The sequence below is a fragment of the Schwartzia succinivorans DSM 10502 genome, from assembly GCF_900129225.1.
GTDB lineage: Bacteria > Bacillota > Negativicutes > Selenomonadales > Selenomonadaceae > Schwartzia > Schwartzia succinivorans.
Genome location: NZ_FQUG01000002.1, coordinates 138,827 through 160,800, shown reverse-complemented (window position 1 = coordinate 160,800; position 21,974 = coordinate 138,827). Strand labels below are relative to the sequence as shown.

Below are 21,974 nucleotides of genomic sequence, written 5' to 3'. Positions count from 1 at the left end.
TTCAGGCTTCACCCGAAAGCTCGCCCCAATCCTCATATCTTCTTTCAATTTCTTTTTCTTTTTCCGCGTATTCCTCTGCAATCCTAGCCGACCTCTCAGGGTCTGACTGCACCGCAGGGTCATTCATCTCATGCTCCAGCATTTTAAGCTCTGCCTCTGCCATTGCAATCTCAGCCTCAGCCCGCAGAAGAAGGTCTGCCCGTTTATCTTCACTGAGCCCTGCATACTTGGATTTTGCGGAAGAACTCTTTTCCCTTACAGGGACTCCCTTTTTCTCCTTTTCAGGAACTGCTTTTTTATCCTTCCTTGAAGCTTCCTCTGCCAAAAGCTCCTCTGCTTCCTTCAAAAGCTCTTCCTTTTTCTCCCTGTAATAGCTGTAGTTTCCACCATACTCCGTGAGCTTTCCGTTTTCCAGCTCCACAGTAAAATTCGAGACCTTGTCAAGAAAATAGCGGTCATGGGAAACCACAATAAACGTCCCGGGAAATGCCATAAGCGCTTCCTCAACGGCTTCCTTTGCAGGAATGTCAAGATGGTTTGTCGGCTCGTCAAGAACAAGGAAATTTGCGCCTGTCAGCATCAGCTTAAGAAATGCCAGACGTGCCTGCTCGCCGCCCGAAAGCTCTCCGATTATCCGAAGGGCCTCATCCCCGCGGAACAAAAACGCACCGAGATACCGCCGCGCCTGCTCCTCGTCCATATCGAAATCATACTCAATTTCCTCCAGCACCGTACGGTCCATATTAAGACCTTCATGCTGCTGGGAAAAATATCCGATTTTTACACGATTTCCGATTTTCACGCGGCCTGTCGGGGACTCCAGCTCACCCAACAGAATCCTCAAAAGTGTCGTCTTTCCTGCTCCATTCGGTCCGACAACAGCAACACCGTCGCCACGGCGTACCAACAGAGAAAGCTTTGAAAACACCGTATTCTCTCCGAAAACAGCCGACACCTCTTCAAGCTCAGCCACCCGTTCTGCACATTCCGCAGGCGGATTAAAGGCAAAATAATTAAACCTCGCCTTTTCCGGCGGCAGCACAATCCGTTCAAGACGATTCAGCTGACTCTGACGGCCCCTGGCCTGCTTCGATTTTATTCCTGCCTTATACCGACGGATATATTCCTCTGTTTCACGTATATGCTCCTGTTGCTTTTCATACGCGCTTTCAAGGGCTGCCCTCCGTGCTTCCTTTACCTTCATGTAGTAGCTGTAATTGCCGTCATAGGTCGTGACAGTTTCTCCCTCAAGCTCAATTACCTTAGTCGCTACACGGTCCAGAAAGAAGCGGTCATGAGAAATCATCAGAACACCGCCGGGATATGAAGCAAGAAAACCCTCAAGCCACTCTATCATGCCTATATCCAGATGGTTTGTAGGCTCGTCCAGGAACAAAAGCTCCGGTTCACGAAGAAGCGCCTTTGCCAGACACACGCGGGTTTTCTGTCCACCCGAAAGATGCTCAATACTGCGTTTTAAATCCTCGTCATTAAAGCCTAATCCGAAGGCAATACGGCGTATGCGGCTTTCGTAATCGTAGCCCTCCATGTGCTCAAAGCGCTCAACGACGCGGCTGTACTCCGCCATCGTCTCATCATCCGCGCCCTTTGCGATAGCCTCCTCAAGCCTTCTTTTTTTATCGGCAAGAGCTTCAATATCACTGAAGGCTCCGCGAAACTCCTCATACAGCGTTCCCGTTCCGAGAGAAGCCTGCTGCTCCACATATCCGACCGATGCGGCAGAATCAATACGCACATTTCCGCCGTCATATTCCATCTGCCCCAAAAGGCAGCGCATAAGCGTAGTCTTTCCGGCACCATTGGCACCTAAAAAGCCCACACGGTCACCCTTTTCAACACGAAAATCAACATCATGAAAAAGCTCCACGATGCCAAAGGCCTTTTTCAGACCGTGAACCTCAAGTAAACTCATCTGTAATCCTTTCCAATACGGAGCACCGCCTGCGTACTCTCATCATTCAGAGTAATCACACAGTCAAAAGGCATTCCGTAGAAGAGGTCGGCAGCACTTTCAGGCACGACAAAGACCGTTTTCTCCCTGGTCTGCGTTTCACCATTGCCCACATCCGAAATCTTAAAGCCCTTGCCTTTCAATATTTCTGCAGTCTCTGCTCCGGCTCCGTTTATTCCGCTTTCGTTCAGGACGCGGATTGTAATATCCTCAGGCTTTAAATCCTTGCGTTTATCACTGCGTGTTTCCTTGTCCTCTTCCTTTTTATTCTTTACCTCTTTTTTATTTTTTACAGAGCCCTCATCCGGCTCAGAACCATCTCCGCGAAGCACCAGCGTGCCATTTACCTCCGTAAGCCCGTCAGGGAGATTTCTGTTATACACCTCTGTATCCTTCTCTGCATCGTCCTTCATTTCCTGCGTCATCTCAACGCCCATCTGCTCTGCCAGAAGCGCTCTGGCCCCAATGATATCAGGAAGCCAGTAGCTGGTATCGTTCCACCATGCAGGCTGTCCCGGAAGCATCGTCGTCTCTACGCCGTTGCTGCGAATCTCAGGAAGATGCTTTGCCATAGCCGCCATCTCGGATATCGGCATATTCGTTTTAAGTACAGAACGAAGCTCCTCCAGAATCTTTGGGATTCTCGGAAGCGTATCCGTTGAAACAGCCTTGGTCAAAAGGGCACTCAAAAACTTCTGCTGCCTCTTGATACGGCCGATATCTCCTTCCTCGTCACGGAAACGCACATACTCCATAGCACGTTCGCCATCAAGATGCTGCATACCCGGATAAAGGTCTATTACAAGCCCACCGTCGTCATCCCACGGATCTTCATAATACATACGCTTTTCAACATCCAGATCTATTCCGTCAATGGCATCAATGATACGCTCGAAGGCATGAACATCAATCATAACGTAATAATCCACATTAACATTAAGAAGCTTCTCCACAGCCTTCTGTGTATACTCGTGACCGCCGTACGCGTAGGCGTGATTGATTTTGTCATAACCGTTATTTTCAATGACGGTACGGGTATCACGGGGTATGGACAGCACCGATGCCTTCTTCTTTTCGGCGTTCATCGTGACCAGCATCAGCGTATCGCTTCTACCTGCATCATCCTTGCGCGGGTCAATGCCCATAACCATAATTTCCTTCGTCATTTCCGAGCGAAGAGCCTTCGGCTCATCAATCTTAACCGCCTTATGCTCACCGCCAAGGAGCTTCCATCCGACAAACCCTGCCGCAAATGCCACAACCGCAACCACAACAAAATAAATCGCACGCGTGTAAATATGACGTTTCCCTCCGCGCCGTTTTCTCATTCCTCATTCTCCGTTCGTTTCTCTACTATATTAAATGAAATCTTCAACAAGTATATCAAAAATACTATCCTTCATCAATGAAGACATCCGCCGCAAACAACTAAAACGGACATAGCTCCCAGCCATGTCCGCCTGTGATTACAGTTCCCATTTTTTCTTGTCGTTTACGTCGATATCTTTTCCGCGCTGGATTTCGATCAGCTGCAGGTCTTCTTCCGCGTATATGGTGTGCTTGCAGCCTGTTGGAATCTTTATTATGCCGCCGGGGCTTACGGATTGTTCCTTCCCGTCGAGAACAGCTTTTCCCGTTCCTGAAAGGATTGTCCATACCTCATCACGCCGTTCGTGGCTGTGGTAGTTCATTTTGTGTCCTGCAAGGAGCGTGACCTTGATAGTGAGGCTGTCCTCTCCTATATCCACGACCTTGTAGCTGCCCCATGCCTTTTCCGCGTACATTATCGGCTGATGAAACGCTTCCACGAAGGGTTTTATGTAGCTTGACTGGTTCTTGTCCGTTACAAGGATTCCTTCGGGGCTTGCCGCTATTACCATATTCTTTAGTCCGAGGCAAAGTATAGGCACGTCAAGCTCGTTTATAACATGCACATCCTCACATGTATCGGCAAGGACAGCCTTTCCTATGGAGGATACCTGCATTGCTTCCGTGAGAGTGTTCCAGGTTCCGAGGTCCTTCCATTTCCCACCGTAGCGCATTACAGCTATGCTCGGTTCTTTTTCTACAACTGCATAGTCAAAGCTGATTTTTTCCAGTGTATCGTACTTGGAAAAAAGCTCCTCGTAGCTTGAAAAGCCGATATTTTCCTGCGCTTTTCCAAGCAGATATCCGAGTTTGAAGGCGAAGACTCCGCCATTCCAAAGAGCGCCTTCATCTATATATTTCTGCGCTGTTTTTACATCAGGCTTCTCCTTAAAGGAAGCAACCTCTGCAATCTGTGCCTTTGATTTTGGCAGGATGTATCCGTATTTTTCACTCGGATATGTGGGCTCTATACCCATGAGTGCCAGATTTACCTGTCCCTTTTCCGCGATTTCAGCCAAAGCCTTAAGCGCAGAAAAATAGCTTTCTTCCACATAAGGATCAATGGGACAAACGACAACCGTCTCATTTTCATCCACATGCTTCACATCATGAAGGTATGCCGCCACAAGCGCCATTGCAGGAAATGTATCCCTGCGGCATGGCTCTATTGAAAGGTCAACGTCCTCTGAAAGCTGCGATGAGAGAATTGATGCCTGGGAGCGTGATGTTGCTACGGTAACAGAAACATCGCCAAGAGCGTTTCTTATCTGCCCATAGACACGCTGCACCATTGATATGCGTCCGCCATTCTCTGAAGGAAAGATTTTTATGAACTGCTTTGAACGTATGTCGTTCGAAAGCGGCCACAGGCGTTTGCCGGAGCCGCCTGACAATAAGACTATATTCATCTCTACGCCCTCATGGGATTGTTGAGGAAGTCTTCATAGGTCATTCTGATTCCGTCCTCAAGCTCTGTTTTATACTTCCAGCCAAGCTTTTCTGCTTTTGAGACGTCAAGAAGCTTTCTCGGCGTTCCATTTGGTTTTGATGTATCCCACAGGATTTTTCCTGTATAGCCTACTACCTTTGCAACAAGAGATGTCAGCTCTTTGATGGTAAGCTCTTTTCCCGTCCCGGCATTCACTGTTTCGTTTCCGCTGTAGTTATTCATGAGAAATACACAGAGGTTTGCCAGGTCATCCACATACATGAACTCGCGGAGCGGAGAGCCGTCTCCCCAGCAGGTGACCTCAGTGAGTCCCTTTTCCTTTGCCTCATGGAAGCGCCTGATAAGCGCGGGCAGTACATGGCTGTGCTCAGGGTGATAGTTGTCATTCGGGCCGTAGAGGTTCGTCGGCATGACTGATATGAAGTCTGTACTGTACTGACGGTTCAGGTATTCGCAGTATTTCAGTCCCGATATTTTCGCCAGTGCGTATGCTTCGTTTGTTTTTTCAAGCTCAGAGGTCAAAAGACAGTCTTCCTTCATGGGCTGAGGTGCCATGCGCGGATATATGCAGGATGAACCGAGAAATTCCAGTTTCTTTACTCCGTTTTTCCATGCGGCGTGTATGACATTCATTTCAAGAATCATGTTGTCATACATGAAATCCGCCAGCGCTCCCGAATTTGCCATGATGCCGCCAACCTTTGCCGCGGCAAGGAAGACATACTCGGGCTTTTCTTCTTCGAAGAATTTTTCGACTTCTTCCTGTCTGCAAAGGTCAAGCTCCCTGTGTGTCCGCGTTATTATGTTCGTATAGCCCTGTCTTTCAAGCTCACGGACTATAGCAGAGCCCACCATCCCGCGATGGCCTGCTACGTATATTTTTGCGTTTTTTTCCATCTCAATACGCCTCAATAATTATTTTCCATAGGTTTTTCTGTCTGCATCTACCATCATTTTGACAAGGGAAGGGAAATCAACCTTTCGTTTCCAGCCCAGCTCCTTCTCTGCCTTTGTTGAGTCGCCCCAGAGAAGCTCTACCTCAGCAGGGCGGAAGAATTTCGGATCAACGTCCACAAGGAGCTTTCCTGTCTCCGCGTCATAGCCCTTTTCATCTACGCCGCTGCCTTCCCAGCGGAGCTTCATCCCTGCCGCAGCAAAGGCAAGCTCACAGAATTCACGGACGGTATGTGTCTCATTGGTCGCGAGGACATAATCCTGCGGCTTATCCTGCTGAAGAATCAGCCACATACCTTCAACATAATCGCCTGCAAAGCCCCAGTCGCGTTTCGCGTCAAGGTTTCCAAGGGAAAGATGGTCCTGAAGGCCTGCGAGTATTTTCGCAACGGCAATGGTAATCTTACGCGTTACAAAGGTTTCGCCGCGCCGCGGAGATTCGTGGTTGAACAGTATACCGTTGGCCGCAAACATTCCATATGCCTCACGGTAGTTGACCGTAACCCAGTAAGCGTAGAGCTTCGCTGCTCCGTAAGGGCTTTTCGGGTAGAAGGGTGTCTTTTCGCTTTGGGGAGCAGTTCCCGGAAGTCCGCCAAAAAGCTCCGAGGTCGATGCCTGATAATATCTGCAGGGAACCTCGTTCTGACGAATCGCCTCAAGGAGACGGATTCCGCCTACGCCGGTAGCCAGCGCCGTGTACTCAGGAACCTCGAAGGAAACGCCTACATGAGACTGTGCCGCGAGATTATAGACCTCGTCAGGGCGTACCCTGCCAACGATATTACTCAGACTGCTGGCATCGGTAAGGTCTCCGTAATGAAGAATAACTCTGTCCTTAAGCTCCGGGTTATTCAGAATATGGTCGATGCGGTCGGTGCATGGGGTACTGTGCCTGCGCACGATACCGTGCACCTCGTAGTCCCTGTCCAAAAGAAATTCCGTAAGATATGCGCCGTCCTGCCCTGTAATGCCTGTGAGCAATGCCTTTTTCATGTGCTGTTTCCTCCGAACACTAAATTAAAAATCAGTTTAATATATATGATAATACAATATTTCGGTTTTTATCAAAGAATTTTTGAATATTAACCATTTTCCTGCTCCAAAAGTGTCTGATACACATCACGTCTTGATATGCCAAGCTCCTGCGCCGCGCTGCGCATTGCCTCTTTTTTGCTCTGGCCTGCTTCTATATATTTTTCAACAAGCTCCGCAGGTGAGGCCTTAGCCGTCTGTGTTTCTTCGTTCTCCTCTGTCTTTCCCGAAACCACAATGACGTATTCGCCGCGGGGTTCTATCCCGCTGACTGACGGACGCAGAGTTCCGAGAGTTCCTCTTGAAAATTCCTCGAATTTTTTTGTAAGCTCTCTTGCAAGAACAGCCGGACGGTCGCCAAGCGCATCGAAAAGTTCATCCATTGTCGCCTTCAGATGATGCGGTGCTTCATAAAAAAGAAGCGTTTCACGATGATTTTTTACTTCATCAAGTCTTTCCTTCCGCTTCTGCTTAGTTTTCGGCAAAAAACCCACGAAGGAGAAGCGCGTTGTATCAAGTCCCGAAGAGATGAGTGCAGACAGCGCCGCATTTGCTCCGGGAAGCGGGATAACACGTATGCCGGCTTCTATTGCCTGCTGTGCCAGCATGCTTCCCGGGTCTGCAATCCCCGGAAGTCCCGCGTCACTGACACAGGCAAGGTCATTGCCCTCCAGCATCCAGTCTATAAGCTCCTGCCCTTTTTCCATTTTGTTGTGCTCATGATAGCTTGTGAGCTTCGTATGAATATCAAAATGTGTCAGAAGCTGCCGCGTATGTCTCGTATCCTCTGCCGCAATCATGGGAACTTCCCCCAATATGCGCACGGCGCGGTACGTCATATCCTCCAGATTTCCTATAGGAGTTGCGCACAAATAAAGGACGCCGGGCGCCTTCTGCGTCCGAACGTCCTCCCGCTTTTCTTCCTGCTTGCTCATTCCATAGATTCCTTCCCGTAATACTTCAAAGCCTCAGCCGTATATTTTCCTTCTTTATCATAAACCCGAAGTGTGGGCAGCCAGCGGATGCTTCCTGCCTGTCCTCCCACCATTGCTTCTACAAGCACAAGATTCGCCGGTTTTCCTTCACGGGGTTCTATAAGCTGCACCCGTTTAGGCGCCATCTGATTTGCCGAAAGCGCCACGAAAATCTCATCCAACCGTTCGGGAATATGCACCATAGCAAACCGCCCGTGATATTTAAGCACGTACCTCGCGGCACGGATAACATCAGAAAGCGTAGCTGTCAGCTCATGACGTGCCTTTGCCTTTTCGGGAACAGCCGCGGCAAGTCCGCTTTTTACAGGAAAATACGGTGGATTTGCCAGTACAACATCAAAGCTCTCAGCAGGATACAGTTCCTTTATTTCCCGATAATCTCCCTGCTTCACACGGATTTTTTCTTCCAGTCCGTTGTACTCCACGCTCCGGGCCGCACGCTCAGCCATTTCAGCATCCAGCTCCAGAGCATCAACAGTATCCGCTTCCTCTGCCATCAGAAGAGGAATTACACCCGTTCCTGTTCCAAGGTCAAGCACACGGCATCTTGCCCCATATTTTGGAAAATGTGCCAGAAGCACCGCGTCCATACCAAAGCAGAAGGCATCCGTACGCTGTATAATCTGACGTCCGAGATGATTCAGGTCGTCGAGGCGTTCATTTTCATGAAGAACTATTTTACTCATTCGCCTCGTTGGTTCCCGGGTTTTCATGGTTATCGCGGCGTTCGCGGCGCGGACGGCGGTCCTTATGGTCGCGCTGTCCTTTGTCACGGTGAGGTCTGTCTCCGAAGTCACGTTTTCCGTGACCGTGTCCCTCATTTCCGTATCCTTCCTTGCTGCCTTTGTCCCTGCGGTGCTCTCCGTCTCCTCGTGAACGGCGTCTGCGTCCGCGTGGGCGGTCACCCATTCCGTTTTCCGCAGCCTCAGCCTGAATTGCGGCAATAGCAGCAAGTGCCGCTACATTTGCGAGATCCTCTTCCTCAGGCTCCTTCTCGACAACGTCCTCCCAGGATGCCACGATTGTTTTACCGTCATCAAGAAGAATTGTCGCCGTGCGGCGCTGCTGGTTCAGCGAAATTACACGGCCCTCGCCCTCGATGCTGACAACGCGGCTCCCCTGTGCCGGTGGCTGTACCTTCTTCTGGACAGGACACTGGTCGCAGTAGCATTCACTCTCGTATTTGAGGCAGCACATGAGTCTTCCGCAGATTCCCGAAATCTTTGTCGGGTTCAGGGAAAGATTCTGCTCCTTCGCCATGCGTATTGATACCGGCGCAAACTCACCAAGGAAGGTTGCGCAGCAGAGAGGACGGCCGCAGCAGCCGATACCGCCAAGCATTTTCGCCTCATCACGCACACCAATCTGACGAAGCTCGATACGTGTACGGAAAACTGCCGCCAGGTCCTTTACCAGCTCGCGGAAGTCAACACGTCCGTCGGCGGTAAAATAGAAAACAATTTTATTTATATCAAAGGTGTATTCAACATCTACAAGCTTCATGGGAAGATTTCTTGCCGCAATCTTTTCTTCGCAGATGCGCATTGCTTCCTTCTCCTGCTCATGATTGCTCTTTACGCGCTCACGGTCTTCATCCGTTGCCTTGCGCTGTACCGCCTTCAATGGAAGCGTTACCTCAGCGTCATCAACCTGACGCGGCCCGAGAACGACATGTCCGAACTCTACCCCACGGGCAGTTTCCACGATAACATCGTCGCCCGTCTTGATTTCAAGCGGCCCTATCCCGAAATAATATATTTTGCCCGCTTTTTTGAAACGGACGCCAACAATCGTCTGCAATGTATTCCCTCCTGCCGTAACTCTTCATCTTGGAAGAATTACCGATTCTGATTATTTGCACGCAGCAGAAACGCTTCTGCCTGCAGTCTTGCATTTGCATTGGAGCCTGTAAGCCTTTTCTCCAGCTCCTTTGCCAAATCCATAATATAAAAAATCCGTTCCTCGGAAAATCCGGAAAGCAGCCCTCCCAGCTCCTCCGCAAGGTCCTTCTGGCTCACAGCCGCGCCGCTGTACAGCGCCAGCATATCGCGAAGAAGGAGCCGCATATACCTGACCCAGTCCAAAAGCTCCTCTGCCGGCAGCTTTCCCAGGCGCTCGCCCTCTGTCCACACCTCTGAGGCAGGCATTGAAGGCAGGCGTTTCAGCATATCAAGAGCGTCCCTCCTGAGGGAAAGTGCTCCTTCCCCCGCGAGTCTCAACGCCCTTCCTATACTCCCGGACGCGAGAGGCGCAATCCCCTGCGCTTCGCTATCCGAAATGCCTTTCTCCTTCATAAGCCTCAGGATAACTGTATCATCCAGCGGAGCAAACGGAAGCAGCAGACACCGGGACACAATGGTGTCCAGCAGTGCCTGCCGCGCACTCGTCACCAAAATGAATACAACATCCCCGGACGGCTCCTCCAAGGTCTTTAACAGGCTGTTTTCAGCAGCTTCATTCATACGTTCCGCTGCTTCCATAAGAACGACACGGCGCTTTGCAAGCTTTGGAACACGCCCTATTTCTCTTTCAAGCTCACGAATCTGCTCGATTTTTATACTTTTCGCGGAACGTCCGCTGCTTTCAGGCTCCACAAGGTAAAAATCCGGGTGCGTGTCATCCCTCAGGGCACGGCAGCCTGCACAGTGGCCGCATGCCGTTCCATTCACAGGATTTTCACATAGAAGCGGCGCAGCCAGTGCCTGTGCCGCTCTTCTTTTTCCCACGCCCTCAGGGCCGTAAAACAGCAGCGCATGGGGAAGCCTTTTTTCCTGCAGCATACGCCGCAGTCTTCCGACCGCTTCTTCCTGTCCGAGGATTCCCTCCCATGACGTTTCCATCAGCTGTAAAGGTCTACAAGCATTCCGCGGATTGCGTCCTGACTGGCCACAATGGAGAGCGCGTCTGCCTGTCCGAGGCGTATATCCTCTGCCATATTCTCAAGCTCACGGTCAATTTTCCTGACGGTGGTATAGACCTTCTGTCTTCCCATGCGGTCCCAGCCTGCCGAGGTATGCAGCGAATACATACGCGACACCGCCTCACCGACAAATTCCTTGACAAGTGAGCGATATTCCTTCAGCTCGTCATAGGTCGGCGTGTTGGTAAGACGCGCACCCTGCTCGTCGATTTTTTTCAAAAGCTCCTCAAGCTGCTCGCGGGACATGCTGCTCTGCTGATCTTCGAGCTCCGTGGAAAATTCGGTATTAGTGTCTGCCACATGCGCCCTTGCCCCTGAGCCTGTTTCACGGGTCATGGACTGCTGACGCTGTGTCGAAAGCGCATCAATCTTCATATTCTTCACCTTCATTTCGGAGGTTGTTAGCCGCAGGCGGCAAAAAAGAAATACCGCCCCATTCTCAATGTATTATTATACCATACAATAGCGTGGGGAAAAAGAAAAAGCCGAGCGCAAAAAGCGCCCGACAAAAATTTTAATCCAAAATATGTTTGCTGAAATATCTTTCTGCGCGGTCAACAAACACCACGACGATGTTTCCCTTCGCGCCGTCCCTGACAAGCTTCAGTGCTGCGGACATTGCCGCTCCTGCGGATGAACCGACAAAAAGCCCCTCTCTTTTTGCCAGTTCCTTAACCTCGCCGAAGGCTTCATCATCAGAAATCTTGTACACCTTATCAACGAGACTCGTATCCATAGTCTCAGCGATAAAATCATTTCCGATACCCTCTATCTCATAATCCCCGTGCTCGCCTCCGCCGATGACAGAACCGACAGGGTCCGCAAGAATTCCCTGTATAGCAGGATTTTTCTCCTTCAGATACTTTGTGATGCCTGAAAAAGTTCCGCCGGTGCCTGCCCCTGATACGAGGTAATCTATTTCCCCGTCAAGGTCCTCAAAAATCTCCGGGCCCGTCGTATCGTAATGAGCCTTCGGATTCGCCTGATTTTTGAACTGGTTCATTGTGACAGCGCCCGGGATGGAATCACGAAGCTCTGCTGCCTTCGCCTCTGCCCCCAGCATTCCCTCGGAACGCGGCGTCGATACAATCTCTGCCCCCATGGCCTTCATAAGTGTCTGCTTTTCCGCGGAGAATTTTTCAGGCACGCAGAAAATAACACGATAACCCTTGTTCAGTGCCGCAAAGGCAATACCCAGTCCCGTATTTCCTGCAGTTCCCTCGATGATTGTACCGCCGGGTTTAAGTCTTCCGCTTTTTTCTGCCTCCTCAATCATGGAGCGTCCCACGCGGTCCTTTGCGCTGCCGCCCGGGTTCCAAAGCTCCAGCTTTGCAAAAATCCGTACGCCCTCCGGAAGGTCGAAATGTGTCAGCTCAACGAGCGGCGTATGCCCGATGAGCTCCTGCATTGATTTATAATATTTCATGATATTTTCCCCCTCAGCTGTTCTGAATTGCCTGTGTCAAATCCGCAATCAAGTCTTCCTTTGCCTCAATTCCGACGGAAAAACGAATGAGATTGTCCGTGATGCCGACCTTTTCCCGTGTTTCCTTTGGAATCGCAGCGTGAGTCATGGTTGCCGGATGGCAGACGAGGCTCTCAACACCGCCGAGGCTTTCCGCCAGTGCAATAAGCTTCAGGGATTTGTAAAATTTACGGATGTCATGTTTTTCAGTAAGCTCAAAGGATATCATGGCGCCGCCGTTTTTCGCCTGACGGGCGTTAATATCGTATCCCGGATGCGTTGTAAGCCCCGGATAATAAACTCTGCTGACCTCAGGATTTTCCGCCAGCCATTCCGCAATCGCCTGCGCGTTTTCCGTGTGACGGTCAAGGCGCACCGCAAGAGTCTTTATTCCGCGGATAAGCAGGAAGGAGTCAAATGGCCCCAAAACACCTCCCGTGGAGTTCTGAATAAACGCAATCTGCTCTGCAAGCTTTGCGTCCTTCACGACGGCAAGACCTGCAACAACGTCGCTGTGTCCGCCAAGATATTTTGTCGCGCTGTGTACGACGATATCCGCGCCAAGCTCAAGCGGACGCTGGAGGTACGGACTCATAAAGGTGTTGTCAACTATTGTCAAAGCGCCGTGTCTCTTTGCCGCCGCAGCCACAGCCGCCAGGTCCGTGATTGTGAGCAGCGGATTTGCAGGGCTTTCGATAAGTACCGCCTTTACATCAGGCGTCAGCTTCTTTTCGAAGGCCTCAACATCGGTCATATCCTCAAGGGAGTATGTGATGCCGAAATGGTTGAACACCTTGTCCAGCACGCGGAAGGTTCCGCCATACACGTTGCTCGACAGGAGAATCTTATCCCCGGTCTTAAAAAGACTGAGCACAGCTGTAAGCGCAGCCATACCTGAGCCGAAGGCAAAGCCTGCGGTGCCCTTCTCAAGCTCCGCAATCAGCTTCTCAAGAGCCTGACGGGTAGGATTTCCCGTGCGCGAGTATTCCCAGCCCCCGCGCATTTCCCCGATACCGTCCTGCTGATATGTGGATGTCTGATAGATTGGCACATTAACCGCGCCTGTCTGTTTGTCATTTTCGTACCCTGCATGAATCAGGGCACTCTCAATCTTCTCATAGCTTCCCATTTTTCCCATCTCCGTTATTTATCTTTTTTATTTTTTCTCCGCCAGGATGAAATGAATGTTTTCCATAGCCCTCTGATTGTCCATACGGTCATCAAAGAAGTGACGCTGAATATCTCTCGGGCCTTCATGACGGCGGATATTGAAGCCTTCCTCGTTGAGGATTGTGTGAATCTCATCAACTGAGAATCCGTGGAGCATAGGCTCACCCAGCTTGCTGGTGATTTCCGTAAGCTCGCGGACGCGTCTCGGACGCTTTTCCGCAAAGGTTGTCTCATCAGGGAAGTCAAACACGAACTGACTTCCCGAGGAGGCGAGCTCGCCTATACCGCGCACGATGCGTCTGAAGCTCTCAGGCGTAAGATAATACGCAACACCCAAAAGCGAGAAGAAGGATGCACCTGCCTGACAGAAGCCTGCTCTGAGAAGTGCGCGTCCGAACTCTTCCTTTTCAAAATCCACAGGAGCATAGTGGACATTTTCGGGTATCGTCCAGCGCAGCTTGTGGATTCGCTGCAGCTTGTACGCCTGTGTGTCAGGATGGTCAAGCTCGTAAATCTGTATGGTTTCATCTGTGTTGCGGAAGGCAAAGGTATCCATTCCAGCCCCCAGCACTACATACTGGCTTTCCGAACGGCTCTCTGCAAAACGGCGCAGTGCACGCTCTGCAAAGGCTATACGCGAAAGTGTAATCGGTGAAAAATAACGGTCCATTTCATCAAATACCCATACACTTTCAAAGCCATAGCGCGGCTCGTAGGGTTCTGCCGCGTAATCACTCTGGAGCAGACGGCCTATTCGGTCGTATTCGTCCTTTCCGATGATGTCGTAAGCAAGATAATCATCAAATATTTTATTTTTTCCCATTGTCGAATGGTATGCGCGTGCGAAGGAGCAAAGCTTCGCTGTCATACTTTCCTGTTCGGCTATCATATTTCTTCTTCCTTTCCCATTAACCCGACTGCTTTACGGTTTCCGTCATAACTCTTATGTTATCCGCCGGAGTCGTCGTAGAAAGACCGCAGGCAGGACTTATTATGTCGATTTTGTCGCTCAAAAGCTTTTCTGTTGCCCTTTGGATGACATCAGGCGTCTGCAGCTGCAGCGCAAAGGTACTGAGATTTCCCATTACCGTGCCCACTCCACAGGCTGCCTTGATATTTTTCAGATTAACCATCGCGTCTGTGCTTATGGCATCAGCGTGGATTCCTGCGAGATGCTTTTCTACCGACTCAAGCCGTCCGCATATATGCACAATTACAGGAGTATCCAAAGCATGAATCCCGTCCACCAGCTTGTTGAGATACGGCACAGCGTAGTCACCGAACATCTTCGGTCCCAAAATTTCGCCCGTCGCCGTGGGGTCTGCGATTGTTATTACAGGGAACCCGCTTTCTACAAGGACCTTGGCGTACTCTATGAGGAAATCCGCCACATAGTCCAGAACGCGGTTCGCGTTTTCCTTATCCCTCCGAAGCTCCTTCAAAAAGGTCATCGGGTCTACAATCGAAGCCGCCGTGGACACAGGGCCTGTAAGACTTCCGATTACAGGAATATCCGGATTTTTTCTGCCGATTTCATAGCCTGCCTTGGCAATAGCCTCTATGCGGCCCTCTTTGACCAGCTTTTTCACGTCATGAATCGGAACATCCCTCGAAAACTCATAACGCTCCTTGGCAATTTTCGGCTCGCATTCCTCGTTTCCAAAATCAATCTCGCTTCCCAGCACCTCAGCCTCAACCGTCATACAGTAGGGGATGCCGAAATTTTCAAAGCCTGTCCTCGTCTGCACCGAAGAGGAGAGCCGCTCCATAGCCTCAGCACTGTGGTGCACTGTAGGGAAGGACGCGCCGCATTCCTTCATGACATCCACAGTTGCACTGTTCATCATTCCTCCCGGGCATATAACAGGCGGACGGTCTACAGTTTTCTTTTCAAGCACGCGGAAAAGACGTTCCTTAGGGGAAATATCATTCATTGCCTTCACCTCACGCGCTCTGCAGGGCGGCTTCCTCCGCCGCTGCAAAATCCTTGGCGATGCGGGCTGCTTCCGCTGCCGTAGAAGCGTATGCGTCTGCCCGTATTTTCTTTGCGAAATTCGGGGAAATAGGGCCTCCGCCAATCAGCACCTTGTATTTATCACGCTTATCCTGTTTTTCGAGAAGCTCAACAACCTCCTGCATGGATGGCATTGCCGTTGTCATAAGTGTTGAGAGCGCGATAATCTCAGCGCCGTTTTCCTCGGCAGCATCTATAAAAGCCTGAGCCTTGATGTCGCGCCCAAGGTCTATAACCTCAAAGCCTGCGCTTTCCAGCATGATTTTCACAAGGTTCTTTCCTATGTCGTGGGTATCTCCCTCAACGACACCTATAACCACCTTATGCTGCACCCTCGTTTCCTCGCGGACGATATGCGGCTTCAGAATATCAATTCCCGCATACATCGCATCCGAGCACAGAAGGAGCTCAGGAATGAAATATTCCTCCTGCTCATAAAGCTCGCCCACCTTGTCCATTCCCTTTGAGAGTCCCTGCTCTATCGCAGCGTAGGCATCATAGCCGGCCTTTACAACCTCCGACGCGAGCTCCGCCGACTGCTCTTCATCCATATCTACAACCGCGTCATAAAGTCCCTGGTGCAGTTCCTGTTCCGTTGCCATATAAATTCCTCCTCTTTCATCAGCTTCACATATTTATCAGCCAAAATTCTTCTTTGCGGCACGCCCGGCTATTCTTACCACGCTGCCCTTCTGTTTTTTTATCTCTCCGGCATCTGCCGCTCCGAAATCGCGGCAGTGCAGAATACCCTCTGCGCTTATAGCATTTGCTCCGTAGCGCTTCTTATCAAGGCCTACCGGGCAGGCCGCCGCGCACCGTCCGCAGGGATAATGAAATTCCTGCTTCAGCTGCTGGTGGTAAAGAGCACATTTGTGTTTGTCCATGTTCGCCACAGGCTCCCCCTTCTTCCATGTGAAGGCCTGCATCGGACACGCCCTGATACACGCCTGACAGCGGATGCACACATCCTCCTTCAGCATGCGGCTGGCAGGAAGCTCCGCGTCCGTGATTATTGAGACGAGGCGGATACGCGGTCCGTACTTTTTTGTTATAAGCGTATGATTAAGACCTATAGTACCCAGTCCTGCGTAATATCCTGCTATTACATGTGAGAAGGCTGCCTCAGGCCGCTTAACCAGCGCTGAAATATCTCCGTAGCAGTCCCGCGGGAAGAAATGTGCCCTATAGCCTTCCTCATTCAAAAAATTCGCTATACGGTATGAAACATCATCCAAAAGGCGGTTTGTAGTGTTATAAAGCTCCGAATACACAACCGAAGGAGTCGTCTCAATCATACCCGGGAAAATCTGCATAGCGAGAACTATAACATTTTTAGCCCAGGGCCATATATTCTGCGGCCAAAATTCCTCATCATTCAGATGCTGCTCCTGCCAGCGCTTTACCGGCGCTACACCGATTAAATTTATATCCAGCGCCTTCGCCTTTCTTACGATTTTGTCCTTTAGTCTTGCTTTTTCTGATGCCATTGCTCATTCCCCATTCCATATACTCTCTGTAATCTGTTTTCACTTCAGTGTCAGCTTATATACGCCGCCGTTGCATAACGGACAGTAGGAACGCTGTATGCATCCGTGTCCGATGAAGCGGATATCATTCTCCTGCATGACCTTTTGCAGGGCTTCCCCGTAGTTAAGCTCCCTCGGCAGCAAAATCTTTTCTGAGGTACAAAAGCCTGCTTTTTCAAAGCCCACCGAGGTTTTGTTGCACAAATGAATCACAATGTGCTCTGTTGCCGCCTCGATTTTTTTCAGTACCTCGTAGGATATCTCTCCACAAAGCTCCTGATATATCTTCGGAGAAATCAGATCGCTGGCAACCGTCGGATCTGCGTAGGAGAGAAGGTCAACTCCGTGCGCCTCCGCTTCCCTTGCGTACCGCGCGAGTTCATTTCCGATGATTTCACTCAGTTCCCTCAGCCTCTCCTTCTTTCTGTAGAGACCTTTGTATATCTGTTTGGAAGGAACCAGCTGCCCGAGCACCGTGAACGGCCCCTCGATGTTCAGCATTATTTTTTCGCCCTGCCCGTGAAGAATTGATGCCGCCCTCAGCACCTCCTTCACCCGTCCGCTGGTAAAATCAAGCTGTGGAAGCGTATCTATTTCATCAATAGTCTCGTATCTGAAATGAGTCACAGCCGGGACTCCGTAGAGAGGACTGAGCTCGACCTCAGCTCCGAAGCCTTCCGCCTCTATCGTCACGCAGAACGGCAGCTTTACCCATTCATCATGATTCAGCCGCTTTACCTCAAGCGCTGCCTTTATCATGTCCTCAGCCTGTCCGAATACCGCAGCATACCGTGCGCCCGCGTTGGAGCAAAGCTCCTCGGTGATAGGTCTGTCAGGTTCCCCGAGACATTCAAAGCTCAGTTCATCATCCATACTGCCGCCCCCTTTCCAATTCGCCAAAAAACAAAAGGAGGCTCTGCGGCAGACTAAATAAGCCTGTCACAGAACCTCCGGTGTTTCCGGTCAGTCCGTTTTCTTTTCATATATACTTGCTATGTTTTATAGACATTATATTACCCCACTGAGTTTATCTTGTCAAGAGAAAAACATAACATTTCATGATTTTTACTGCTTATCTGAGAGTCAGTTTGTAAATGTACGGCTCCTGCATTCTCAGCGGCGAACGAACCTGGCAGCCGTGCCCCACAAGCCTGCAGTCTTTTCGGTTCAGTCCCACAAGCTTCAGTGCCTCGCCATACAGAAGCCCCGGAGTTACAGGAACCTTTTCCGCGACAGCACGGTCTGCTCTCTCAAGCCCAACCGAAGTCGCGCTGCAAAGCTGAAGCATCGTATGCGGCGCTGCTCTTCTGACACGTCGTACCGCATCCACGGTAACCTCTCCGCAGACATCCCGGTAAAGCTCAGGAGAAACAAGCTCAAAGGAAATCGTTGCGTCGCTGTATGAAAGAATACCCGCACCGCAGCGCACTGCCTCTCCCGCATATTCAGAGATTCTCCCTGCAAGCTCTGCGCCCCTTTGCTTTATTTCCTCAGGATTCCGATAGACGGCCTTGTATACCTCCCGTGAGGATACAAGAAGGCTTAGTACGCTGAACACTCCTTCAAGCTCCAAAAGGACAGTCTCACCATGATGCTTTAGCCATTTGACGGCTTCAAGCACCGCAGAAATCTGCCCCTTCGTAAAATCCAGCGGCTGAAGCGCAGGCATATCCTGAAGACGCTTATAAGGAAAATTTTTGACAGCAGGGATTCTCGTCTTTTCATTTAGTGTAAGCTTTGCTCCGTACTGCTCAGCCTCCACGGAGACCGAAAACGGCAGCCGGCAAAGAGGATCGTGGTCACGGCAGCTGAGAGCAAGCGCTGCCCTCGCCATTGCCTCACCATCGAAAAAAGCATCCTCGTAACGGATTCCTGCCGCCTCACAGATATCCTCGGATATAATACATGTTGGAGGCGGCGCGTCGGGATCGCTGGCACACTCACGGGCTATGTGAAGCTTCTCTGTTTCCTCTGCCATCAGGCGTCCCCTTCCTTCAGATGTGGGAACTCGTCCTTTGCGTGAGGGATGGCAAGGGCTTCCATAAAACGTGTCTGGAAATCAGGCTCAACTGCCGTCTCAATAAACTCAACCTCACGCGCTACCTTTGCCGCTTCTTTTCTTTTTTCTACATTTAACAGAGCGATACGGGCACCGTCACCGGCTGCATTTCCAACCGCCTGAACCTTTTCCAAAGCACAGTCGGGGAACATACCAAGAGCCATAGCACTCTTTTTATTAATGTAGCTTCCGAAGGCACCTGCAAGAATGACTTCATCTACATGGTCAATTCCATATTTTTCCATGAGATATTTCGCGCCGACGTAGATAGCCCCCTTTGCAAGCTGCACCGCACGTATGTCTCCCTGCGTGATTACAATATCCTTGTGGACTGCCGTCTCAGGCGCCCACGCCAGAACATATTCGGCCTTCCCCTTGTCATCCTTTCTTACACGCGGCGTATCAAGCTTCGTATTTATGCGGCCTGCCTTTGAGATTATTCCCGCACGGTAAAGCTCGGCCACAACATCAATTATTCCGGAGCCGCAGATGCCCTGTGCCCCTGTGAAGGAAATATCAGGGAACCACTCGTCCTTTCCGATAACCTTGTAACGCGGCTCATAGGTTTCGGGGTTTATTTCAATACGCTCGATAGCACCCGGTGCGGCGCGCATTCCGAAGGCAATCTGCGCTCCCTCAAGAGCAGGGCCTGTTGCGCAGGAGGTGGAAAGAAGTCTTTCCTTATTTCCAAGGTCAATCTCTCCGTTTGTACCTATATCAATGATAAGCTTTACAGACTCGCTGTTATACGGCTCCTCTGCCAAAAGCACCGCCACGTTGTCCGCGCCTACAAAACCTGCTTCGATGGGAAGGGAATGAATATTTGCGGAGGGATTTATAAGTATTCCGAGGTCACGCGCCTTGATGTCAAGGGCATCACTGGCTGCAGGTGCAAAGGGAGAACGGCCCACATACCTGGAATCAAGTCCAAGTGTGAAATGATGCATTGCAGTGTTGTACACCAGCACCATTTCATCAACCTCTGAAGGTGTGCGGCCGATTTCACCTGTCATCTGCGCGGCAAGCTCACTCACCGCGTCCTGCATTGCACGCTGTAGCTTTTCTCCGCCGTCCTCGTTTGCCATAGCATAGGAAATACGCGCCAGCACATCCTCGCCGTAGCCGATTTCAGGATTCATCCGTGAAGCCTTTGACAAAAGCTCCCCTGTCACAAGGTCGCACAAAAATGCCGCCAGGGTTGTCGTTCCTATATCAATGGCAATTCCAAGGCTATGCGGAGCCTCCCCCGACTCCACACGTATAACCTCCTTGCCCTGCCATACAGATACAGTGACAAGCCAGTCATTTTCGCGAAGTGTACGGGGAAGCGTGCGAAGCACAGGATAATCCACGGTGAGTCCAGAAAGCCCCTCCTTTTCCTCCAGAACATCCAAAAGACGGCGGCGGTCGTCGCGGGCATCCTCAAGAGTTGGTGCAGGAAGCTTTATCGTATACTGCTTCACTGCAGGATTTATAGTAAAAGTCCTTTTCTTTCCCTTTTCAAGGATGACCTGTTTTACGCTTCGGCTCTCCTCAGGTACTGTCACCACCAGATCTCCTGTAATCTGCGTAAGACATGCCAGACGATAGCCTCGGCTGAGTTCATCCTCTGTAAAAAATTTCTCCTCTGTCTCGCCGCGTTCAGATACATGGGACGCGCCCGAAACAAGCCCAAGCTTTTCAAAACGTCCTTCCTCTACAATAATACGGCACTTTCCGCAGACACCCTTTCCGCCGCATGACGCCTCTATACCAACGCCCAGCTCCTGCGCCGCTGCCAGTACAGTCTTCCCTGCCGGCACTTCCCCGCGCCGTCCCGAGGGCTGAAAAACTATCGTGTACGCCTCTGCCATCTTCCATTCTCCCTTCAACAAAAAAGAGGCTGTGGACAGAGCACTCTGCTCCATCCAAAGCCTCTGGTTTTCCAGTCAGTTTTGTTTATTCATACTTATATGCTATGTTTTATATTTTTAACTACTATACCGCAATAGCCGCATGATGTCAAGCAAAACCGTAAAACATTGCTAATTTATCTCCTTCGTATAAATATCCTCATTAATCAATAGTAATTTCCCAAAGGAACAATTCATTTTTCAAGCCGTTCAGTTTTTGGTACTGCTCGAGGTCAAAGGCTTTGGCACTGTATATCGAAACAGGACTTTGGAAAAGGGGAATTCTCTTTACCTTAAGCCCCTGAGCTTCAATAAACTGAACAGCCTCCTCTGCATTGCTGAAAAATGCCTTGTCAAAATCTGCTGAAGCAGTTTTTTCGTACATCTCGGCAGAATTTCTGTAAATACGCTGGGCATCTGTGTCATCATAAACCACCATCGCAGACGCCTTTACAAATTCACGTGCCGAAAAATCGGAAGTGACGTACGCGCCGCCATGCTTTTTCAAAATTTCCCTAATGCTCTGCAGCACAGCTGCCTGCTCCTGTCTGCTGAGGTACATCATCAGTCCGTCCATAGTTATGCAGATACGTCCGTCAAGCTTATCAGCCGCACGCATCATGCCTGCCCCGTCCGTTGCATCAGCAACGATATAGGAAATACGCTTCTGCTGTTTTACAGGTACACACTCAGACACAATACTGCTCACTTCTGTTATTGACTGCTTAAAATCCGTGCCCACAAAATTCCGTCCCTGGCGTGCCATAGCTATGCTGCGCGGGGCAAAACCGCAGGCTATGTCAAAATTGTTTTGATAGTTATTCCCTGTGATATATTCATTAAGCGCCGCATAGCGCATTTCAATGTAGAGCTTATTTACAGGAGCCAGCTCATCATAATTGGGAATCGCATTCTTCGCCAGACTCACCTTATTATCTCCGATAGCATTGGAAAATTCTGCCGCCTCCGGAACGCCTGCCTCCCTCAGCCAATAAAGAGAAGTGTACGCCGTATAGGAAACCGGCCGCATGGAATCTTCCGCATAAACGTTTCCGCAGACTGCGCACAGAAGCAGCGCAAAAATCAACAGCCTGCCGATAAAATATCTTTTTGTTTCATGAGACATAAATAATCTCTCCTATTGATTGAAAGCAATC

General features: G+C 50.3%; 20 protein-coding genes. All 20 read right to left on the bottom strand.

The features are described from left to right. Position 1: 1 nt before the first annotated feature. The 20 genes from BUA83_RS00690 to BUA83_RS00595 all read right to left on the bottom strand — a co-directional run bounded on the left by BUA83_RS00690 (position 2) and on the right by BUA83_RS00595 (position 21,943). Entirely contained in the window at positions 2-1,933 is a 1,932-nt protein-coding gene (locus tag BUA83_RS00690; protein ID WP_072934268.1) for an ABC-F family ATP-binding cassette domain-containing protein, read from the bottom strand. Continuing rightward, positions 1,930-3,300, bottom strand: a complete 1,371-nt coding sequence (locus tag BUA83_RS00685) for an LCP family protein (protein WP_072934267.1) — start codon at positions 3,298-3,300, stop codon at positions 1,930-1,932. The genes BUA83_RS00690 and BUA83_RS00685 overlap by 4 nt, the downstream gene beginning before the upstream one ends. Positions 3,301-3,438: 138 nt before the next feature. Then, positions 3,439-4,749 carry a sugar phosphate nucleotidyltransferase gene (locus BUA83_RS00680; protein WP_072934266.1) on the bottom strand — a complete coding sequence of 437 codons (1,311 nt, stop codon included), beginning with the start codon at positions 4,747-4,749 and terminating at the stop codon, positions 3,439-3,441. A gap of 2 nt (positions 4,750-4,751) precedes the next feature. Further along, entirely contained in the window at positions 4,752-5,687 is a 936-nt protein-coding gene (locus tag BUA83_RS00675) for a GDP-L-fucose synthase family protein (protein ID WP_072934265.1), read from the bottom strand. Between the two features lie 18 nt (positions 5,688-5,705). Continuing rightward, a complete protein-coding gene (gene gmd / locus BUA83_RS00670) occupies positions 5,706-6,737 on the bottom strand; it encodes a GDP-mannose 4,6-dehydratase (RefSeq protein WP_072934264.1) in 1,032 nt (343 codons plus the stop codon). An 89-nt stretch (positions 6,738-6,826) separates the two neighbouring features. Next, on the bottom strand, positions 6,827-7,711 hold the full coding sequence (gene rsmI / locus BUA83_RS00665) for a 16S rRNA (cytidine(1402)-2'-O)-methyltransferase (protein ID WP_072934263.1): 885 nt from the start codon (positions 7,709-7,711) through the stop codon (positions 6,827-6,829). Further along, positions 7,708-8,457: a tRNA1(Val) (adenine(37)-N6)-methyltransferase gene (locus BUA83_RS00660; RefSeq protein ID WP_072934262.1), complete on the bottom strand. Its 750-nt coding sequence runs from the start codon at positions 8,455-8,457 to the stop codon at positions 7,708-7,710. Before BUA83_RS00660 ends, rsmI begins: the two co-directional genes overlap by 4 nt. Further along, positions 8,450-9,571 (bottom strand): PSP1 domain-containing protein, encoded by a 1,122-nt coding sequence (locus BUA83_RS00655; protein WP_072934261.1) that lies wholly within the window; start codon positions 9,569-9,571, stop codon positions 8,450-8,452. The genes BUA83_RS00660 and BUA83_RS00655 overlap by 8 nt, the downstream gene beginning before the upstream one ends. Before the next feature lie 38 nt (positions 9,572-9,609). Next, complete coding sequence (gene holB / locus BUA83_RS00650; protein WP_072934260.1) at positions 9,610-10,611, bottom strand: DNA polymerase III subunit delta'; 1,002 nt, start codon at positions 10,609-10,611, stop codon at positions 9,610-9,612. Continuing rightward, positions 10,611-11,066, bottom strand: a complete 456-nt coding sequence (locus tag BUA83_RS00645) for a YaaR family protein (RefSeq protein ID WP_072934259.1) — start codon at positions 11,064-11,066, stop codon at positions 10,611-10,613. Before BUA83_RS00645 ends, holB begins: the two co-directional genes overlap by 1 nt. Before the next feature lie 139 nt (positions 11,067-11,205). Next, positions 11,206-12,117 (bottom strand): PLP-dependent cysteine synthase family protein, encoded by a 912-nt coding sequence (locus tag BUA83_RS00640; protein ID WP_072934258.1) that lies wholly within the window; start codon positions 12,115-12,117, stop codon positions 11,206-11,208. 13 nt (positions 12,118-12,130) lie between these two features. Next, entirely contained in the window at positions 12,131-13,285 is a 1,155-nt protein-coding gene (locus tag BUA83_RS00635) for a trans-sulfuration enzyme family protein (RefSeq protein WP_072934257.1), read from the bottom strand. Between the two features lie 27 nt (positions 13,286-13,312). Next, entirely contained in the window at positions 13,313-14,215 is a 903-nt protein-coding gene (locus BUA83_RS00630; protein ID WP_072934256.1) for a class I SAM-dependent methyltransferase, read from the bottom strand. A gap of 19 nt (positions 14,216-14,234) precedes the next feature. Next, complete coding sequence (locus BUA83_RS00625) at positions 14,235-15,260, bottom strand: uroporphyrinogen decarboxylase family protein (protein ID WP_072934669.1); 1,026 nt, start codon at positions 15,258-15,260, stop codon at positions 14,235-14,237. Positions 15,261-15,270: 10 nt separating this feature from the next. Further along, the gene (locus BUA83_RS00620) at positions 15,271-15,942 is read right to left on the bottom strand and encodes a corrinoid protein (RefSeq protein ID WP_072934255.1); all 672 of its coding nucleotides are present in this window, start codon (positions 15,940-15,942) and stop codon (positions 15,271-15,273) included. Positions 15,943-15,978: 36 nt separating this feature from the next. Next, positions 15,979-16,827: a 4Fe-4S dicluster domain-containing protein gene (locus tag BUA83_RS00615; protein ID WP_072934254.1), complete on the bottom strand. Its 849-nt coding sequence runs from the start codon at positions 16,825-16,827 to the stop codon at positions 15,979-15,981. A gap of 39 nt (positions 16,828-16,866) precedes the next feature. After that, positions 16,867-17,739 (bottom strand): uroporphyrinogen decarboxylase family protein, encoded by an 873-nt coding sequence (locus BUA83_RS00610; protein ID WP_072934253.1) that lies wholly within the window; start codon positions 17,737-17,739, stop codon positions 16,867-16,869. Positions 17,740-17,938: 199 nt separating this feature from the next. After that, the gene (locus BUA83_RS00605; RefSeq protein ID WP_072934252.1) at positions 17,939-18,844 is read right to left on the bottom strand and encodes a uroporphyrinogen decarboxylase family protein; all 906 of its coding nucleotides are present in this window, start codon (positions 18,842-18,844) and stop codon (positions 17,939-17,941) included. Further along, positions 18,844-20,778, bottom strand: coding sequence for an ASKHA domain-containing protein (locus BUA83_RS00600; RefSeq protein ID WP_072934668.1), 1,935 nt, complete (start codon positions 20,776-20,778; stop codon positions 18,844-18,846). Before BUA83_RS00600 ends, BUA83_RS00605 begins: the two co-directional genes overlap by 1 nt. A 202-nt stretch (positions 20,779-20,980) precedes the next feature. Further along, entirely contained in the window at positions 20,981-21,943 is a 963-nt protein-coding gene (locus BUA83_RS00595) for a class I SAM-dependent methyltransferase (RefSeq protein WP_072934251.1), read from the bottom strand. Between the last annotated feature and the right edge of the window lie 31 nt (positions 21,944-21,974).

Excerpts from the sequence above, each read along its gene's own strand:
- BUA83_RS00595 (WP_072934251.1), bottom strand. The coding sequence starts at position 21,943 with ATGTCTCATGAAACAAAAAGATATTTTATCGGCAGGCTGTTGATTTTT.
- rsmI (WP_072934263.1), bottom strand. The coding sequence starts at position 7,711 with ATGAGCAAGCAGGAAGAAAAGCGGGAGGACGTTCGGACGCAGAAGGCG.
- BUA83_RS00660 (WP_072934262.1), bottom strand. The coding sequence starts at position 8,457 with ATGAGTAAAATAGTTCTTCATGAAAATGAACGCCTCGACGACCTGAAT.
- gmd (WP_072934264.1), bottom strand. The coding sequence starts at position 6,737 with ATGAAAAAGGCATTGCTCACAGGCATTACAGGGCAGGACGGCGCATAT.
- BUA83_RS00685 (WP_072934267.1), bottom strand. The coding sequence starts at position 3,300 with ATGAGAAAACGGCGCGGAGGGAAACGTCATATTTACACGCGTGCGATT.
- BUA83_RS00600 (WP_072934668.1), bottom strand. The coding sequence starts at position 20,778 with ATGGCAGAGGCGTACACGATAGTTTTTCAGCCCTCGGGACGGCGCGGG.
- BUA83_RS00635 (WP_072934257.1), bottom strand. The coding sequence starts at position 13,285 with ATGGGAAGCTATGAGAAGATTGAGAGTGCCCTGATTCATGCAGGGTAC.
- BUA83_RS00605 (WP_072934252.1), bottom strand. The coding sequence starts at position 18,844 with ATGGCAGAGGAAACAGAGAAGCTTCACATAGCCCGTGAGTGTGCCAGC.
- BUA83_RS00645 (WP_072934259.1), bottom strand. The coding sequence starts at position 11,066 with ATGAAGATTGATGCGCTTTCGACACAGCGTCAGCAGTCCATGACCCGT.
- BUA83_RS00615 (WP_072934254.1), bottom strand. The coding sequence starts at position 16,827 with ATGGCATCAGAAAAAGCAAGACTAAAGGACAAAATCGTAAGAAAGGCG.
- holB (WP_072934260.1), bottom strand. The coding sequence starts at position 10,611 with ATGGAAACGTCATGGGAGGGAATCCTCGGACAGGAAGAAGCGGTCGGA.
- BUA83_RS00625 (WP_072934669.1), bottom strand. The coding sequence starts at position 15,260 with ATGAATGATATTTCCCCTAAGGAACGTCTTTTCCGCGTGCTTGAAAAG.
- BUA83_RS00620 (WP_072934255.1), bottom strand. The coding sequence starts at position 15,942 with ATGGCAACGGAACAGGAACTGCACCAGGGACTTTATGACGCGGTTGTA.
- BUA83_RS00675 (WP_072934265.1), bottom strand. The coding sequence starts at position 5,687 with ATGGAAAAAAACGCAAAAATATACGTAGCAGGCCATCGCGGGATGGTG.
- BUA83_RS00680 (WP_072934266.1), bottom strand. The coding sequence starts at position 4,749 with ATGAATATAGTCTTATTGTCAGGCGGCTCCGGCAAACGCCTGTGGCCG.
- BUA83_RS00640 (WP_072934258.1), bottom strand. The coding sequence starts at position 12,117 with ATGAAATATTATAAATCAATGCAGGAGCTCATCGGGCATACGCCGCTC.
- BUA83_RS00630 (WP_072934256.1), bottom strand. The coding sequence starts at position 14,215 with ATGATAGCCGAACAGGAAAGTATGACAGCGAAGCTTTGCTCCTTCGCA.
- BUA83_RS00610 (WP_072934253.1), bottom strand. The coding sequence starts at position 17,739 with ATGGATGATGAACTGAGCTTTGAATGTCTCGGGGAACCTGACAGACCT.
- BUA83_RS00690 (WP_072934268.1), bottom strand. The coding sequence starts at position 1,933 with ATGAGTTTACTTGAGGTTCACGGTCTGAAAAAGGCCTTTGGCATCGTG.